The sequence below is a fragment of the Ferrimonas sp. YIN67 genome (assembly GCF_057219095.1).
Genome location: NZ_JBXVVJ010000011.1, coordinates 1 through 16,457, shown reverse-complemented (window position 1 = coordinate 16,457; position 16,457 = coordinate 1). Strand labels below are relative to the sequence as shown.

General features: G+C 54.0%; 14 protein-coding genes. 7 read left to right on the top strand and 7 right to left on the bottom strand.

Annotated elements, in window-relative coordinates:
* The first annotated feature begins 121 nt into the window (after window positions 1–121).
* Window positions 122–634: a 2-thiouracil desulfurase family protein gene (locus AC2D8U_RS18760; protein ID WP_484620611.1), complete on the top strand. Its 513-nt coding sequence runs from the start codon at window positions 122–124 to the stop codon at window positions 632–634.
* Window positions 635–742: 108 nt separating this feature from the next.
* Here AC2D8U_RS18760 and AC2D8U_RS18755 read toward each other — a convergent pair whose 3' ends face one another.
* Complete coding sequence (locus AC2D8U_RS18755) at window positions 743–1,198, bottom strand: hypothetical protein (RefSeq protein WP_484620610.1); 456 nt, start codon at window positions 1,196–1,198, stop codon at window positions 743–745.
* A gap of 160 nt (window positions 1,199–1,358) precedes the next feature.
* Here AC2D8U_RS18755 and AC2D8U_RS18750 point away from each other — a divergent pair, with 160 nt between their 5' ends.
* The 5 genes from AC2D8U_RS18750 to AC2D8U_RS18730 all read left to right on the top strand — a co-directional run bounded on the left by AC2D8U_RS18750 (window position 1,359) and on the right by AC2D8U_RS18730 (window position 6,561).
* Window positions 1,359–1,844 carry an ureidoglycolate lyase gene (locus AC2D8U_RS18750; RefSeq protein WP_484620609.1) on the top strand — a complete coding sequence of 162 codons (486 nt, stop codon included), beginning with the start codon at window positions 1,359–1,361 and terminating at the stop codon, window positions 1,842–1,844.
* Between the two features lie 62 nt (window positions 1,845–1,906).
* The gene (gene gcl, locus AC2D8U_RS18745; protein WP_484620608.1) at window positions 1,907–3,646 is read left to right on the top strand and encodes a glyoxylate carboligase; all 1,740 of its coding nucleotides are present in this window, start codon (window positions 1,907–1,909) and stop codon (window positions 3,644–3,646) included.
* Window positions 3,647–3,687: 41 nt separating this feature from the next.
* The gene (gene hyi, locus AC2D8U_RS18740) at window positions 3,688–4,470 is read left to right on the top strand and encodes a hydroxypyruvate isomerase (RefSeq protein WP_484620607.1); all 783 of its coding nucleotides are present in this window, start codon (window positions 3,688–3,690) and stop codon (window positions 4,468–4,470) included.
* 11 nt (window positions 4,471–4,481) lie between these two features.
* On the top strand, window positions 4,482–5,369 hold the full coding sequence (locus AC2D8U_RS18735; protein WP_484620606.1) for a 2-hydroxy-3-oxopropionate reductase: 888 nt from the start codon (window positions 4,482–4,484) through the stop codon (window positions 5,367–5,369).
* Between the two features lie 52 nt (window positions 5,370–5,421).
* A complete protein-coding gene (locus tag AC2D8U_RS18730; protein ID WP_484620605.1) occupies window positions 5,422–6,561 on the top strand; it encodes a glycerate kinase in 1,140 nt (379 codons plus the stop codon).
* A 572-nt stretch (window positions 6,562–7,133) separates the two neighbouring features.
* Here the strand turns inward: AC2D8U_RS18730 and AC2D8U_RS18725 are convergent.
* From AC2D8U_RS18725 to allE, 3 genes are all read right to left on the bottom strand, one after another.
* The gene (locus tag AC2D8U_RS18725; protein ID WP_484620724.1) at window positions 7,134–8,363 is read right to left on the bottom strand and encodes a dicarboxylate/amino acid:cation symporter; all 1,230 of its coding nucleotides are present in this window, start codon (window positions 8,361–8,363) and stop codon (window positions 7,134–7,136) included.
* An 823-nt stretch (window positions 8,364–9,186) separates the two neighbouring features.
* The gene (locus AC2D8U_RS18720) at window positions 9,187–10,416 is read right to left on the bottom strand and encodes a pyridoxal-phosphate-dependent aminotransferase family protein (RefSeq protein WP_484620604.1); all 1,230 of its coding nucleotides are present in this window, start codon (window positions 10,414–10,416) and stop codon (window positions 9,187–9,189) included.
* A gap of 251 nt (window positions 10,417–10,667) precedes the next feature.
* Window positions 10,668–11,456 carry a (S)-ureidoglycine aminohydrolase gene (gene allE / locus AC2D8U_RS18715; RefSeq protein ID WP_484620603.1) on the bottom strand — a complete coding sequence of 263 codons (789 nt, stop codon included), beginning with the start codon at window positions 11,454–11,456 and terminating at the stop codon, window positions 10,668–10,670.
* Window positions 11,457–11,921: 465 nt separating this feature from the next.
* Here allE and AC2D8U_RS18710 point away from each other — a divergent pair, with 465 nt between their 5' ends.
* On the top strand, window positions 11,922–12,863 hold the full coding sequence (locus tag AC2D8U_RS18710; RefSeq protein ID WP_484620602.1) for a carbamate kinase: 942 nt from the start codon (window positions 11,922–11,924) through the stop codon (window positions 12,861–12,863).
* Here the strand turns inward: AC2D8U_RS18710 and allS are convergent.
* The 3 genes from allS to AC2D8U_RS18695 form a co-directional block, all read right to left on the bottom strand.
* Window positions 12,852–13,778, bottom strand: coding sequence for an HTH-type transcriptional activator AllS (gene allS, locus AC2D8U_RS18705; RefSeq protein WP_484620601.1), 927 nt, complete (start codon window positions 13,776–13,778; stop codon window positions 12,852–12,854). The genes AC2D8U_RS18710 and allS overlap by 12 nt on opposite strands.
* A 545-nt stretch (window positions 13,779–14,323) precedes the next feature.
* Entirely contained in the window at window positions 14,324–15,574 is a 1,251-nt protein-coding gene (locus AC2D8U_RS18700; RefSeq protein ID WP_484620600.1) for an MFS transporter, read from the bottom strand.
* Window positions 15,575–15,594: 20 nt separating this feature from the next.
* Window positions 15,595–16,457: hydantoinase/carbamoylase family amidase (locus AC2D8U_RS18695; RefSeq protein WP_484620599.1), on the bottom strand; the 863-nt coding region annotated here is incomplete at its 5' end.

Below are 16,457 nucleotides of genomic sequence, written 5' to 3'. Positions count from 1 at the left end.
TCAACAAAGTGTTGACCTGGACGTTAGTCTTATTCGCTCGCGAAATGCCCGCTATGTCACAGCCTGGTCAGTGTTTTGGTGATTTTTTTAAAAATTAATCCAGATCAAAAAAGAGGAAACTTTGAGCGATTGTCGACAATCAATTGAGGAAGACCGGCTCGTTCGGTCACCACGTCTGCTGATCAGTGCCTGCTTACTGGGCGACCCTGTGCGCTATGATGGGGCAAGCAAAGGGGTGGTGGATCCCCGGATCGGACTATGGCAGCGCCAGGGCTGGTTGCTAGGGATCTGTCCGGAAGTGAGTGGCGGTTTACCTGTGCCAAGGGCTGCGGCAGAGTTGCAGCAAGATGGGCGAGTGGTGACTCAGGCAGGGGAAAATGTCAGCCGACCCTTTTACCGAGGGGCCGAGATCGCCTTGGGGCTGGTGCAGCGTTATAAACTGAAATACGCCCTGCTCAAGGCCAACAGTCCCAGTTGTGGCAATGACAGCGTCTATAGCGGGCGCTTCGATGGTCAGCTTGTGATCGGCGAGGGGGTGACGGCGTCATTGCTGCGCCAGCATGGGGTCCTGGTGTTTAATGAAACGCAGCTGGATGCCCTGGCAGCCCTGTTGGCGGCAGGGGAGCCGGGGTGAGGGACCGAGTGGGAGTGCCTTAGTCACAAGCCCGGTCCCGTTCATTGGTCGCATCCTTCATCTCGGTAAACGGCTCAAGCTCCTGGGGTTCGAGCGGGATCATCTGCATCAGGCCGCGAACGTGATGGGTTTGAGGAACGGTTTGTGGCTTGAGATCTTTGCTGTCATCGCCTTGTCGGCTAGGGATCGATAGCGCCTGAGCCGAACCTTGGGCGCAGCACCCAATTGGAACCATCGCCACTTTTGCAAGGTGCGCATCGAGTCGGGCATAAAATGCCATGGGATCCGTTGATTGTTCTGGTTATCCCCTATCCGAATGAACTCAGTGAGCGCCTCCGGAGCTCCCAGCATCATGCCTGTGTCTTTCGGCCGTGCAGGCCACCCACTGGTCGGGAAAAAGGGGGCTCCTAGCCACCGGGATTGCGGCCATTTCCGCTTCTCCGCCTTGGCAATCTGTCGTGGATGCAGTTGAAAGTTTTTTTTACCAAATTCATTAATATTGCCAGAAAAAAGCAATGGTAAATAAATTTTGCTAAACGATTTTTGATTGTTTGAAAAATGCATGGAGCACAAAAAGTCTGCTCTACATCAAATTATACCGTCGTGATCTTTGGTTTATTCGTTACAGGATGAAATTTGGCCATTGCTTTTTGCATGACGCATTAGTGGGGATGAGCCCGTGAATCAGATTTAAATTGTTAATTGAAATCTAGGAGTCTTTGTTATGCCAGTTTTGACCGTAGAGCCACTGACGAAAGAAGCATTTGCACCGTTTGGCCAAGTAATAGAAACAGAGCAATCAGACTATTTCTATATTAATGATCGCACTGGCCAGCGTTTTCATGCCTTGGGTACAGTAGACGTCACAGACACTGAAAATGCCTCCATCAGCATTGTTCGTGCCTTTGCTTTCGAGAAGTCGTTGACCTTCGATCTGCTTGAGAAGCACCCCAAGGGCAGCCAGGCTTTCTTCCCACTCAGGGGTGAGCAATTCATCGTGATTGTGGCCAAAGGGGACGAGGCCATCGATGAGTCCAGCATTCGCGCATTTATCACTGATGGCAAACAGGGCGTGAACTATGACGCCAATGTTTGGCATTACCTGCTCTTTGCAAAAGATCAGGACACAGACTTCCTGACCGTTGATCGGGCCGGTGCAGATAACTGCATCGTCAACAAACTATCCAAGGAGTACACCATCAATTTCTAATCCGTCAGAAATGATGAAGGTATTTCGAAAAATATTACTCGTATCAAAAGGTGAATAATAAAATGACAAAGATGCGTGCAATTGAGGCGGCTGTCTTAATCTTACAAAAAGAGGGCATTGATACGGCGTTTGGTGTTCCTGGCGCCGCCATTAATCCCATGTATGCCGCCATGAAGAAGTTGGGGGGCATCGATCATGTATTGGCTCGCCATGTGGAAGGGGCCTCTCATATGGCTGAGGGGTATACCCGGGCTGCACCCGGTAATATCGGCCTCTGTATTGGCACCTCTGGGCCTGCCGGCACAGATATGATCACCGGCCTCTATTCTGCTTCCGCAGATTCGACCCCCATTCTTTGCATCACGGGTCAGGCGCCGGTTGCCAAGTTGCACAAGGAAGATTTCCAGGCGGTGGATATTGAAGCCATTGCCAAGCCGGTGACCAAGATGGCGGTGACCATTCGCGAGGCGGGTCAGATGCCGGGCACCTTCCAAAAAGCGTTCTACGAGATGCGCTCGGGTCGTCCCGGTCCAGTCCTGCTGGATCTGCCCATGGATGTACAGCTGACCGAGATTGAATTCGATATCGATCTGTATGAGCCGATGACACCATCGAAAACCACGGCTACCCGAGCCCAGGCCGAGCGGGCCCTGGCGATGCTCAACGAAGCCGAGAAGCCGGTACTGGTCGCGGGCGGCGGGATCATCAATGCGGATGCCGCCGATCTGTTCCGAGAGTTTGCGGAGCTGGTCAATGTGCCGGTGATCCAGACCCTGCGTGGCTGGGGGGCCGTCTCCGATGAGCACCCGCTGATGGCCGGAAGAATGGGCTGCCAGGCCAATCACCGCTGTGGTAATGCCACCTTCCTGGAGTGCGACTTTGTCTTCGGGATCGGTAACCGTTGGGCCAACCGCCATACCGGCGCGCTGGAAACTTACACCAAGGGCCGTAAGTTTATCCATGTGGACATCGAGCCCACCCAGATTGGCCGAGTCTTCTCGCCAGATCTGGGGATCGCCTCTGATGCCTATGAGGCACTGAAGCTGTTTGTTGAAGTGGCCAAGGAGATGAAGGCTAAAGGGGATCTGAAGCCTCGTAACGAGTGGGTTGCCGCCTGTGCCGAGCGTAAGCGTACTCTGCTGCGCCGGGATGACTTCGACTGTACGCCGATCAAGCCTCAGCGTATCTATCACGAGATGAATAAGGCGTTTGGTCCCGAGACCCGCTATGTCTCCACCATTGGCCTTGCCCAGATCGCGGCCAACCAGTTCCTCCATGTGCATCAGCCTCGTCACTGGATCAATGCCTGCCAGGCAGGCCCTCTGGGCTGGACCATGCCTGCGGCACTGGGGGTGGTGAAAGCCGATCCTAGCAAGCCGGTGGTTGCCATTTCCGGGGATTATGATTTCCAGTTCCTGGTGGAGGAGTTGGCCGTCGGTGCCCAGTTCCAGCTGCCCTATATCCATGTGCTGATCAACAACGCCTACCTGGGCCTGATCCGCCAGGCTCAGCGTGCCTTCGACATCGACTACTGCGTGCAGCTGTCGTTTGAAAACCAGAATGCACCGGAAGTGAAGGAGTACGGGGTTGATCACAAGCGAGTGGTCGAAGGCCTGGGTTGTAAGGCGATCCGCGTGTTTGAGCCCGGGGATATCGCACCGGCACTGGAGCAGGCCAAGGCCTGGTTGCAGCAGTACAAGGTACCGGTGGTGGTTGAGGTGATGACCGAGCGGGTCACCAACATCGCTATGGGGCCGGATATCGATAAGGTCACCGAATTCGAAGAAACCATTGATCTTTAAAAGGCTTGCCGCGGCCTAGGCCGCGGCGACAAGGAGTTTCCATGCCAAAACTTGCAGCGAATCTGTCCATGCTCTTTACCGAGTATGACTTTATGGCCCGGTTTGAGGCCGCCTCCAAGGCGGGATTCCGCGGGGTGGAGTATCTGTTCCCTTACGACTATCCGGCCAAGGATATCGCCGCAGCACTGGAGGAGCACGGTCTCACTCAGGTGCTGTTCAATCTGCCCGCCGGCGACTGGGACGCCGGTGAGCGCGGGATCGCCTGTCACCCCGATCGGGTGACGGAGTTTCGAGACGGGGTCGACTCGGCGATTGACTACGCCAAGGCCCTGGGATGCCGTCAGGTGAACTGCCTGGCCGGGATCAAACCCAGTGACGTCAGTGATGAAGAGGCGTTCCAAGTGCTGGCCGACAACCTGCGCTTTGCCGCTCAAAAGCTGGAAGATGCAGGTATCGCCCTGGTGGTTGAAGCGATCAACACCATAGATATCCCAGGCTTCTTTGTTTCCAACACCGCTATGGCATTGCGTCTGATCGAGGCGGTGGGATCCAGCAACCTGCGTTACCAGTACGACATCTACCACATGCAGATCATGGAGGGCGACATCGCCCGCACCGTGGCCAACAACCTGGTGCAGATCGGCCATGTCCAACTGGCTGACAACCCGGGTCGTCATGAGCCTGGCACCGGTGAGCTCAACTACGGGTTCCTGTTCAGCTACCTCGATAAGATCGGCTATGACGGCTGGATCGGTTGTGAATACAAGCCTGCCAACGGCACCGAAGCCGGTTTGGGCTGGCTCAAAGAATTTAATCTGGTTTAGGGAGCGAAAAAATGAAGAATATTGGCTTTATCGGCACCGGTATCATGGGCAAGCCGATGGCAAAGAACCTCCAGGATGCGGGCTACACTCTCTACTTTTCAGAGCATTATGAGCCAGCTCCGGCCGAACTGCTGGGGGACAAAGGGTTTGCCTGCCCAACGCCGGCCGCGGTGGCCGAAGCCGCCGATGTGATCATCACCATGGTGCCCGATACCCCGCAGGTAGCGGATGTATTGTTCTCCGAGATCGGTGTGGCCAAGGGCCTGGCGGCCGACAAGGTGGTGGTGGACATGAGCTCCATCTCTCCCATGGACACCAAGTCCTTTGCGAAGCAGGTTGAAGCCCTGGGCGCCTGGTATATCGATGCACCGGTTTCCGGCGGGGAAGTGGGTGCGAAGGCGGGTACCCTCTCTATCATGGCCGGCGGTCGTGAGGAGATCTTCGCCCGCGTGAAGCCCCTGCTGGAAGTGATGGGTCAGAACATCACCCTGGTGGGTGGTAATGGCGACGGCCAGACCTGTAAAGTGGCTAATCAGATCATCGTCGCGCTCAATATCGAAGCTGTGGGTGAGGCCCTGCTGTTTGCCTCCAAGGCCGGGGCGAACCCAGCCAAGATCCGTGAGGCCCTGATGGGTGGCTTTGCCTCCTCCAAGATCCTGGAGGTGCACGGTGAGCGGATGGTGAAGGGGACGTTTGATCCTGGTTTCCGCATCCAGTTGCATCAGAAAGATCTGAATCTGGCGCTCACTGGTGCCCGTGAGCTGAAGCTCAACCTGCCCAATACGGCCACCGCCCAGGAGCTGTTCAATACCTGTGCGGCCCTGGATGGCAGTGGCTGGGATCATTCGGCAATGATCAAGGCGCTGGAGCACATGAGCAACCACAGCATCCGTGACTAGCAGCAATGGCGGGCACAGGGTGCCCGCTTTTTTTTGCAAAGGAGAAAGGTGAATGAAGATCGTCATTGCACCCGATTCATTCAAGGAAAGCTTGTCGGCCGAAGGGGTCTGTGAGGCGATCCGCAGCGGGATCGCAGCGCGTCTGCCCGACAGTGAACTGGTGTGCGTGCCAGTGGCCGACGGGGGAGAAGGCACTCTGGATGCGCTGATCGCCGCCACCGGAGGCCAGCACTATGCCGCCGAAGTCACCGGACCATTGGCCGACATGCGCGTCGAGGCCGAGTATGGCTTGCTGGGGGATGGGGAAACGGCCGTCATCGAGATGGCGCGCGCCTCCGGCATCGAGTTGCTGGCACCCGAGCGGCGTGATCCGGCCGTTGCCACCACCTATGGCACAGGAGAGTTGATCCGGGCTGCACTGGATCGGGGCGCCACTCGGCTGATCATCGCCATCGGCGGCAGCGCAACCAACGACGGTGGCGCCGGGATGATGCAGGCCCTGGGGGCTCGCTTCCTGGACAGCGAGGGGCATGAACTCGAACCGGGCGGGCTGGCCCTCGCTCGCCTGGCCAGCATCGACTGCCGGAGCCTGGATCCGCGTCTCTCCCAAGTGTCCGTAGTGGCCGCCTGTGACGTGGATAATCCTCTGGTGGGCCCCAAGGGCGCATCGGCGGTATTTGGGCCACAGAAGGGGGCATCCGAGTCGTTAGTTGCTCAGTTGGATCAGGCGCTGCTTCGTTATGCCGAGCGGATTGAACAGGAGCTGGGGATCTGGATCGCCGATACACCCGGTGCCGGTGCCGCGGGTGGAATGGGAGCTGCCCTGCTGGCGTTCCTGGGCGCCGAGCTCAAGCCGGGCATCGATCTGGTGACTCAGACCGTGGCACTGAAGGAGATGATGCAGGGCGCCGACTGGGTGATCACCGGAGAGGGCCGGGTGGATGGCCAGACCCTGGGAGGCAAAACACCGGCGGGGGTAGCGAAACTGGCCCACTCCCTGGGGATCCCGACGGTTGCTCTGGCTGGCTCCTTGGGCTCGGGCTGTGACAAGCTGACCGAGGTGGGGATCGTCGCCTGTTTCTCGGTATTGCATCGGCCCTGTTCATTGCCTGAGGCCCTGGCCGAAGCGGAGGAGAACCTTAAAGTGGCGGCCTTCCAACTGGCAGGCTTACTGGGAGCTCTCAGGCCCTAGGATCTAGTACTCAAGGTGGGAAAGTGGCGCTCTTGACTAGCCGCTTCCCGCCTATTTTTTCCTGTTTCTCTCTGCGCTCTCTGCGTTCTCTGCGCTCTCTGCGTTCTCTGCTCTCTCTGCTCTCTCTGCTCTCTCTCTGCACTCTCTGCACTCTCTGCACTCTCTGCTCTCTGCTCTCTGCTCTCTGCGCTTTCTGCGCTCTGGGCTCTCTCTGCTCTCTCTGCTCTCTCTGCTCTCTCAGCTCTCTCTGCTCTCTCTGCGCTTTCTGGGCTTTCTGGGCTTTCTGGGCTTTCTGCGCTCTGGGCTCTCTCTGCGCTCTCTGCGCTCTGGGCTCTCTCTGCTCTCTCTGCGCTCTCTGCTTTTTCTGCCTCTCTCTGTTCCCTGCAGATCCAGATACTCGGCAGATCCTTGGGTCCCGTTGGCAGGGGTTGAATGCTTGAATTGACCGAACTCATCGCCCTCGAGGGGAGAAGGCTTTGTCGTCACGATGGGGACACAGGCAGCAAAAAGCCAGCGGGCATACCCGCTGGCTTTCTCAAAAAGGTGTTACGCCTTACTGAGTGTGGCTGACGTTAAGCCGCCTGCAGGTACTCTGCCGTGGCTTCTTCGTTGTAAACGTCGCGATCAAATTCATCAATCTTGTCCGCCACCAGCATGGCGATCATTACGTCTACCGTATTGTTCAGCAGGGTTCGGAACATGCCGGAGAACCAGTCGATACCGATCAGGATGGCAACGCTGTCCAGGGGCAGGCCCATGGAAGTGGCCAGGAAGGTGTAGACGATGATCATGCCGCCAGGAACAACGATGGTTCCCATGCACATCAGGACAGACAGCAAGATCGCCATACCCATCTGAATTGGCTCAAGCACGATGCCGGTTGACTGGCTCATAAAGAAGATGGCCAGTACATAGCACATCACAGCGCCGTTCGCGTTCATGGACATGGTGATGGGACCGGTGAAATCAGCCACCTTGCGGCTGACCCCAAACTTGGTCACCGTGTCTTCCATTTTTGTTGGCAGACAGATGGCGGAGGAAGTTGTGGTCATTGACATGATGGACAATTTGACGAACTTCTTGGGCATCTTCAGCGGGTTTACCTTAACCAGCATGGCGGTGATGAAGCCGTAGACCACCAGCAGGATGGCACAGCCCAGGGCGAGTGCACCCAGGAACTTGAGCATGGGGAAGATGACTTTGAAGCCAACTGCGCCGGAAACGTGGGCCAGCAGACAGAAGATCCCGATGGGAGCCAGGTTCATCACCATCTTGATGATGTTCATAATGACGGCATTCAAGGCCACGATGAAATCACGAATGATGGTTTGGCCCGAAGTGCGAGTGTAAGCGCCCATTGCCAAGCCGAAGATCACAGCAAAGACAATACAGGGGATCATGGCACCACTGGCCATCGAGTTCACGATGTTGGTGGAGAAGAATCCCAGGATGGTCTCCTTCAACGAGGTTTCCGGGGCTGCAACCGCCTCTGCCGCGCCTTGGATCACGATGCCGGCACCGGGCTGGAAGACCAGGGCAAGTCCCAATCCTACGAATGCGGAAACAACGGTCAGTGAAATGATCCACTTAAAGGTGTGCAGGCTCATTTTGCCAGCACCCTTACCATCCACGTTGCCGATTGCTGCCGTTACGGCTGTCATGACAAGTAAAACGACTGACATCTGGATCAAACGAATAAAGATGTCACCAATAAATTTTATGTTCTCTGCCCATGGACCAACCAAAGCCCCAAATGCAATACCACCAAAGGTTGCAATGAGAATTTGTGTGGTCAGGGACATTTTTTGCTTGGGTTTACTTTGCGCTACGCTGATTGACATTGTTCAGCCCCTCATCCTTGTTTAAATCGCTCGGTTTACATTTACATCTACCTAATTCATCAACAGACAGATCGCAGATAATGGGCGATCATGCCTTTCTTGCTCAACCATTTACCTATTGGACAATGCAGTCCTTTCAATAATAAGTGCCAGGAATGTTGTCATACCAGTTTGTACAACTATTCCGCTGTTGACTATAAATTATTGATTCGGCTCACGGTTTGTCTTTTATTTATTCTTATAATGTCGAACCCTTTCTTCTATATCTTTTGTTGATTCGAAGATACGCAATGGCCATTGTCTTTACACTGTTTTCGTACAAGAAATGGCTAGTTATTAAATTTTTTTGATAATCGAGCTGGAATTATTTAATCCATGCAAAAAGAGCTAGGATTATCTTGGTTAACTGCTCACGATTATTACTCCTTACCATAAGCTTTAATTAATGACTTGTTGCCCGTTGTTTAATTTTATGCATATTGGGAAGCATGGTTCATGCGTGATGGTTTTGAATGAGGTGAGCAGAGTCGCTTCGGGAGGAATGACCCACGGCTAACCATAATCACGTCAATATTTTAGTTATGCAGAGAGGCGCCGACACTGGGTGAGGCATTGGGACGAACCGGGGAGAATGCGTTGGGCAGATCGACCCATGGCGTTCTTCTGGCGGGGGTTCCGGGGGATAGGGGAGCCTTCAAGTTGTGCCTTAAAGCGGCTCCCGGTCTGGATCTTTATCTGGGTTCGCAGGTTGCCGCAAGCGGGCTTGCGGCATTGGGAGAGCGAATCAGTAGAAGGCCATCGCCGTTGCGACTGCCGCACCTACCTGGATAGGTGCTTTGTGTTGGATCAGTACGGATTCGAGTGCGGCCAAGGTGTGCAGTACCGCTTCCTGGCGGGCGTTATAACCCATGGTGCCGATCCGCCAGATCTTGCCCTGGAGTGGGCCAAATGAGGTGCCGATCTCAATGCCAAAGCGCAGAAGGAGTTCACTGCGAATGGCTTCACCATCCACTTGATCCGGGATATAGACGCCGACCACGTTATTCATCTTGTGCTTCTGGTCGCCGAACAGGGTCAGCCCCATCGCTTCGAGGCCTTTGGCCATAGCATCGCCGGCCTGCTGGTGGCGCTCAATGACCTTTTCTGGACCCTCTTCCAGGAACAAACGAGCACACTCCCGCGCAGCGTACAGCATGGAAGTTGCTTCCGTGTGATGGTTGAGGCGTTCCTCGCCCCAATAATCCAGGATCATCGGCAGGTCGAAGTAATTGGACTGGATCATGGCTTCTTGACCATCGCGATGGTGCTGGGCACGGATCCCTTTCTCAATGTGCTTGCGACGGTTGATGCGCTCGACAAACTGAGGGCTCAGGGTGATAGGTGCACTACCGGAAGGGCCGCCCAGGCATTTTTGTAGACCGACTGAGACGGCATCCAGATGCCATTCATCGACCAGCAGAGTGTTACCCGCTACGGAAGCGGTTGCATCGCAATAGAACAAGACATTGTGGCGATGACAGATCTCACCGATCTCTTTGAGCGGTTGGTTCATGGTTGTGGACGTATCGCCCTGTACGGTGGCAACCAGCTTAGGTTTGATCTGACGGATCGCATCTTCAATTTGCTGTGGATCGCAGACCTGTCCCCATTCCACTTCAATGGTGGAGATCTCTGCACCTGTGCGTCGGGCGATTTCGCACAATAGGTGACCAAAGCGCCCAATTACCGGGATCAACACTTTATCGCCGGGTTGGAGGATCGATACTAGGACTGCCTCAATACCCGCCCTGGCCGTGCCATCAATCAGCAGGGTAGCTGGATTGTTTGTATGAAAGACTTGCTGGTAAAGACGCTGGGTCTGCACCATATAGTCAGTCATGACGGGATCGAATTGACCAATGAGCTGGCTCGATATCGCCTGATGTACCCTGGGATAGGCATTGATCGGACCGGGTCCCATCAGCAGACGCTGGGGTGGGTTTAATGTTTCAAACAGTTCGTATTGAGGCTGCATTTGTCATTATCTCCTTTAAATATGCTTTGACTGGCGATACCGTTTAAACGGGCTTTCCTTGCAAACCTGGCCAAAGGTTATGACAACACGGGAGAACATTTACGGTATATATTTTATGGTAAAGGTAAAGGGGGCGTAACCATGTCGCCGCTTTATTACTTCTTTTATAATATTCGACGGGCTTTTTAAACAAAAAGGAAGCCCATTTGTGATCTAGGGCTTCCTACAGTACTGTCGCTAGCGGCATTAACTCACAGTTCGATATCGCGATTGCAGTCTTTTGAATAGATATAGCTAAACGCTTCTTTACGACCTGTTGCATAGCAAGCCTGAGGAGAGTAGGCCGCCATAAACAGGTAATCGCCTTTTTTCACCGGGACCCAATTGTTGTCAAAGTTATAGACACCTTCTCCGCTCAGGATCAGAGCGCCGTGTTCTTGAACATGGGTTTCGATGTAGCCATGGCAGGCACCGGGTTCGAAAGTCAACACGTGGAAGTTCATATCGAAACCGAGATCTTTAGGCAGCAGATCTTCGACAATGACATCACTCATATCTTCGTATTGGACTTTTTCCAGATTATCTCTGTGATTGACTACGACGCGGGGTTGATAACCATCGACTGCCTGATATTTGCGTTTATAGAGAAAAGCCTGGCTGTCTTTAGCCTGATTGTCATTTTCCAAGTAGAGCTTGCTGCCAGGCGGGCAGTAGATATAGCCACCGGATGTCAGGGTATGACGATTACCTTCGACTTCGGCCACAACTTGGCCTTCAATGACGTAGAAGAAGGATTCAATCTCCTCGCCACCAAAACCGCTACGATTGTTGCCGCCATCGTGCAGGGTTACCAGGTAATCGACGAAGCTGGCGCCGAGTTTCGGCGAGGCAAGCACTGTGATGTCGCAGTTCTCAAAACCTGGCACTATGTTGCGCACGAGTCCATCTGGCGGCAAAACGGCGTAGTTGTCTTTCTTAATGATAGCCCGTGATGCCAGCAAGTCGTCAATGTATCCAGTATTATTGTTTAAATAACCCATAGTCCACCTCAAAAACATTACTTGGTCGATGGAGCAAACGAGAACCCTGGCCAAGTAAAGGAACAAAAATAGTGTTGACGAAGATTAGTTTATCCTTAGGAGAGCAAGTTTTACATCCAAAACTGTGTCTTGATGACTAATTTAAAGGTGGATAAACCATTGACTAAAAATGCTTGATAAAGGGCGGGGAGGCATCTTTCCGGTGGACACATAAACGTACCATTATTAAGGTGTCAACATCAAAGTGGATGATGGTTGCTCCGAGTGTGAGTCTGTCTGGTCGATTACTCTGCGTTAGGGATGGGCTCCAAAGTTAGGGCTCCTACTTAATACTCTACAGATTGAGGGCGCACATTTCTGTCACTCGGTATGAGTTATGGCTGTTTTCTTTCATACAGTTGGAGACTCTAACTGCTAATCCATCGTCATGACATGTGTTATTGATATAACGTCTAAGGGTGATTTATGAGTAAAAAGCGTATTGTAATTGCTTTAGGTGGCAATGCCATCATCAAGCGTGGTGAAGTCCTTTCTGTTGAGAGCCAATATAAAAACATCAATCAAGCCTCTGCCCTGATCCAACAGTTAAGCGATGATTATGATATTACTCTGGTGCATGGGAACGGCCCGCAAGTCGGCCTGTTGGCACTGCAAAATCTGGCCTACCAGGACGTGCCCGCCTATCCGCTGGATGTACTGGTTGCCGAAACTCAGGGCATGTTGGGTTATATGATGACTCAGACCCTGACCGCTAATGGGATGAATGATGTTGCCTGTTTGCTGACTCGGGTGGAAGTGTCCAGCTCTGATCCTGCCTTTGCCGATCCGACCAAGTTTATCGGACCGGTTTACTCGCCGGAGCAGAAAGAGCAGTTGGAGAAGCAGTACGGTTGGCAACTGCGTGCCGATGGTGATTATGTCCGTCGTGTTGTGGCTTCTCCCAAGCCGGTACAGGTACTGGAAGCCGGGACCATTTCAAACTTGCTGGAGCAAGGTCAAACGGTGATCTGTTGCGGTGGTGGCGGTATGCCAGTCGTTTCCGATGAAGCCGGCTATCAGGGCGTAGAAGCGGTGATCGATAAGGATCTCGTCGCCTCCATGCTGGCTGAGCAGATCAATGCGGATTACCTGATGATCTTGACCGATGCAGATGCTGTGTATCAGGACTGGGGTACGCCTGAGCAACGCGCTCTGCGCGATGTGACCATCGAAGAACTGCGCCCCTTTGCCGTGCCGGATGGCGCTATCGGGCCAAAAGCCGAGGCGGTGATCCAGTTCGTTGAGCGTACCGGCCAGACCGCCTACATTGGCGCATTGCAGGATGTTGAGCAGATCCTGGCGGGAGATAAGGGCACCTGTATCCGTCCCCAGGAGATCAAAACACCGGATTATTCCTTAGCGGTCTAACTGGTCAATATTTCTCATAAAGCCCTGGATCGTCGGATGCTGACTTTTGAACTGTTCGATGAGCCATTGGGTGACCTGTCCGGTGGAGTCCAAACGCCAACCCAGCGACAAAGGGGATGGCGGACGGCTCCACTGGACTTGCCGTTCAACCAGCTTGCCTTGCTCGATAAGGGGAGCGGCCAGGTTGGTCGGAAGGAAGCCAATGCCTGCCCCCTTGACATGACAGGCGACCTTGGTGGACAGGTCGGGTACCCGGATCTCTTTTTGGTTCCTCAGCAGCCATGCCGTACGCTTATTGATGTTATGTGACGTGTCCTCGACATTGATTGCCGGATAACTTCTAAGATGAGACTCCTTCAAGGGAGTATTAATGGCTGCCAGGGGATGATCGGGGGCAAGAACAAAGGTCCAGCTTATCTTACCCAATGGTTTCAACATGACTGCATTGTCGATGGTATCGAATGCTGGTACTCCAATGGCAAAATGGTAGTCATTATGAAGCAGATCATCCCATACACCCATATATACCGCTTTGGAGATATTTACCTGAGTGAATGGGAAAGCCTTGTGCAGTGCAAAGACCAACTCTGATACCGTGCTTTCATCAAATAAGACATTATTAATGGTAATGTTGACCTGCCGCTCCACACCATCGGCTATCTGACGTAACTCGTTGGGCATGTCCTCCATCCAATCGAGCCACCTCTGGCATTGACTAAGCAGATGTTCACCGGCTTCCGTCAAGTGCACACTTCGAGTCGTTCGAATAAATAATTGAGTTTTGACAGATTCTTCTAGTACTTTTACTCTATAGCTGATGGCGGCCGGAGTCTTATGCAGTGCTTCGGCTGCTTTTGAAAAGTTGGAGTACTCAGCCACTTTCATGAAGGACCGGATGGTTTCCTTATCAAGCATAGTCAGCTCTTATTTCCTTTATTTAACCCGAGTTATATCCTTTATAAGAGAATGTGGAAAGGGAAAAATTGATCAAGATTAGAGAAGGCACAATAAGCACAAACTGCTAAATGCCCCGTTACATTGTTGAAACATATTTCGGTTCTTACCGTTTGCTAACCAGTATTTCATTCACTTATCCCTTCCTCGGCTACTCCTTTTCGCGATTGGCCTACATGTGGTTTTCGGATCCGCGCCCAGGGTTGGCGTACCTCGCTTCGATCTGAACCAAGACGCTTTCGATGATTGACTCGTGCCGTGGTTTTACCGCTTATGCGGAGTTTAAGCCGAAGCATTATGCTCATTTCGACACAAGCGTAACGCCATATGTGGGGAAGCGAAGGGTCAAGTGATGGATCCGGACTGAAGGTTTTCATGTCGCGAAGAGCGGGAGTGGCAGCACTGGAAGCAAGGGGAAAATGGCTGGCCCCTCGGGATCATTTCGACAGCAGGCTGAGTGTCGAGTGTCGCCGAGGGGCCAGAGTCTAAGTGCTGACTATCAAAGATCAGTTAGCAGTAACGGTATCCTGAGCCGGGCTTGCCTTACGTGTGGCGATGATGCCGAACAGCGCTGTGGCAACGACGACCATGACGGCAGACATCACGAAGCTGGTCGCGGTGGAGCCAGACAGGTCGGAGATGTAACCGGTCAGAGTTGGGGCGATCACCGAGGAGCTCATACCGAAGAAGTTGAACATGCTCAGGCTACGACCGACGGAACGCTTGTCCGATTGCTCAGATACATAGGAGATCAGGATCGGATCCAGGGCCAGTTTGCCCAGCAGACCATAGAGGGCCAGGGAGGCCATCAGTACCGGTACGCTGCCTGCCCAGACGGTGGTCACCAGCATCAGGGCGGCAACGAGTTCCAGGCCCAGGATGATCTTCACCTTCTTGTCTCGGAACTTGTCGGACAGGTTGCTGAAGAACAGGGCACCCGGGATGCTGGCCAGGGCCACGGTCGCCGCGGCGAAACCAATGGCGGCCCCTTCGAAGCCACGATCGGACTGCAGGTAGGAGGGCAGCCAGGTTACGATCATGTAGTAGGCATAACAGGTCGTGAAGTACAGGAAGTACACGGAGATCATCTTCGCGGAGAAGAGTTTCGCCGCAGGGGCACTGTCACTGGCTTCGGCAGCCAGCTTGGCTTCATGGGCGGCCTTGCGCTCGGCGTTGGGCTTGATGGTGAAGAAGAACGCCAGCACCGTCAGCAGCAGGACAGTGGCGACGATAAACATCACGGTTTGCCAGCCAACGCTGAGGTTTTTCACCAGGATGGAGGAGCCAATCAGGCCGATCATCATCCCCACCGCAGAACCGCTGTTGATGAAGGCATTGGCCAAGGCGCGACGCTCAACCGGCACATTCTCGTTGGAGAGCGAGTAGGCGGAGCAGAAGAAGGTGGCACAGCCAGTACCCGCCATAAAGGCGCCGATATACATCATGTTGATGTGCATGGCGTTAGCGATGCACAGCGAACCCATGATGAAGATGCTGAAGCCAGCAACCAGGGCGGCGCGCTGGCCGATCTTGTCGACCAGGTAGCCACAGGGCACCTGCAGAGTACAGTAAGCCAGGAAGTAGAAGCTGGCGACAGCCCCCATTTGCGCATCGGTTGCACCGCCCAGGTGGGCCTGGATCTCGGGGTAGATCGGGGTCAGGACGGTACGGTAGATCCAGATGGCGACCCAGCCGAGGCTCATCACCATAACAATTTTCTTCCAGTATTCCATACCGGATTGTTGATTTGTTTCCATTCTCATCACCTATTGTTTTATTAGTACGCCAGCTCGTACAGCACCTTGATAAGGGCTTCGACGCCGACGGTTAGATCGTCCAACTCTGTGCGCTCAGCCGGGTTGTGGCTGATCCCTGCAATGCTGGGAATGAAGATCATCCCGGTGGGAATGCGGGGGGCAAAGATCTGGGCATCGTGACCGGCACCGCTGTGCATGCGGATGTAGTCTGCGCCGCTGTCCGCCAGGGTCGCATCGATCAGATCCACCAACTTGGGATCCATCGGGATGGGCTCTTCGTCCATGTAGAAATCGACGTCGCACTCGATCCCCATTTCGGCGCTGATCCGGCGAATGTCGCCGATGATCTCTTCGCTGAAGTTGATCAAGGTTTGCTTATCGGTATGACGGCAATCCATGGAGAACAGGACTTCGCCGGGCACCACGTTGCCGGTGTTGGGCTTGGGCTCTACCCGACCAAAGGTCAGTACCTGGGGATCGCCGGCGGCCTCGGCCTTGGCGATGGATTGGCTGACGATCTTCGAGAGCGCGTAAACGGTATCTTTGCGGTAGCCCATGGGGGTCGTGCCGGCGTGGTTGGCTTCGCCCTTGAGGGTGATGTTGTAGCGACGCTGACCGGCAATGCTGGTTACCACGCCCAGCTGCTTGCCTTCGGTCTCCAGTACCTTGCCCTGCTCAATATGCAGTTCGATAAAGGCCTTGATGTCCTTGCGGACCGTCTTTTCGGTAGCGAAATCGAAGCCGCACTGCTTCATGGCATCGACGAAGCTGATGCCGTCGTTGTCGGTCAGATCCTGGACATCCTTATTGTCGGCGATCCCGACGATGTTCTTGCTGCCCCAGAACACGTAGGGGAAGCGGCTGCCCTCTTCTTCGGCCAGGG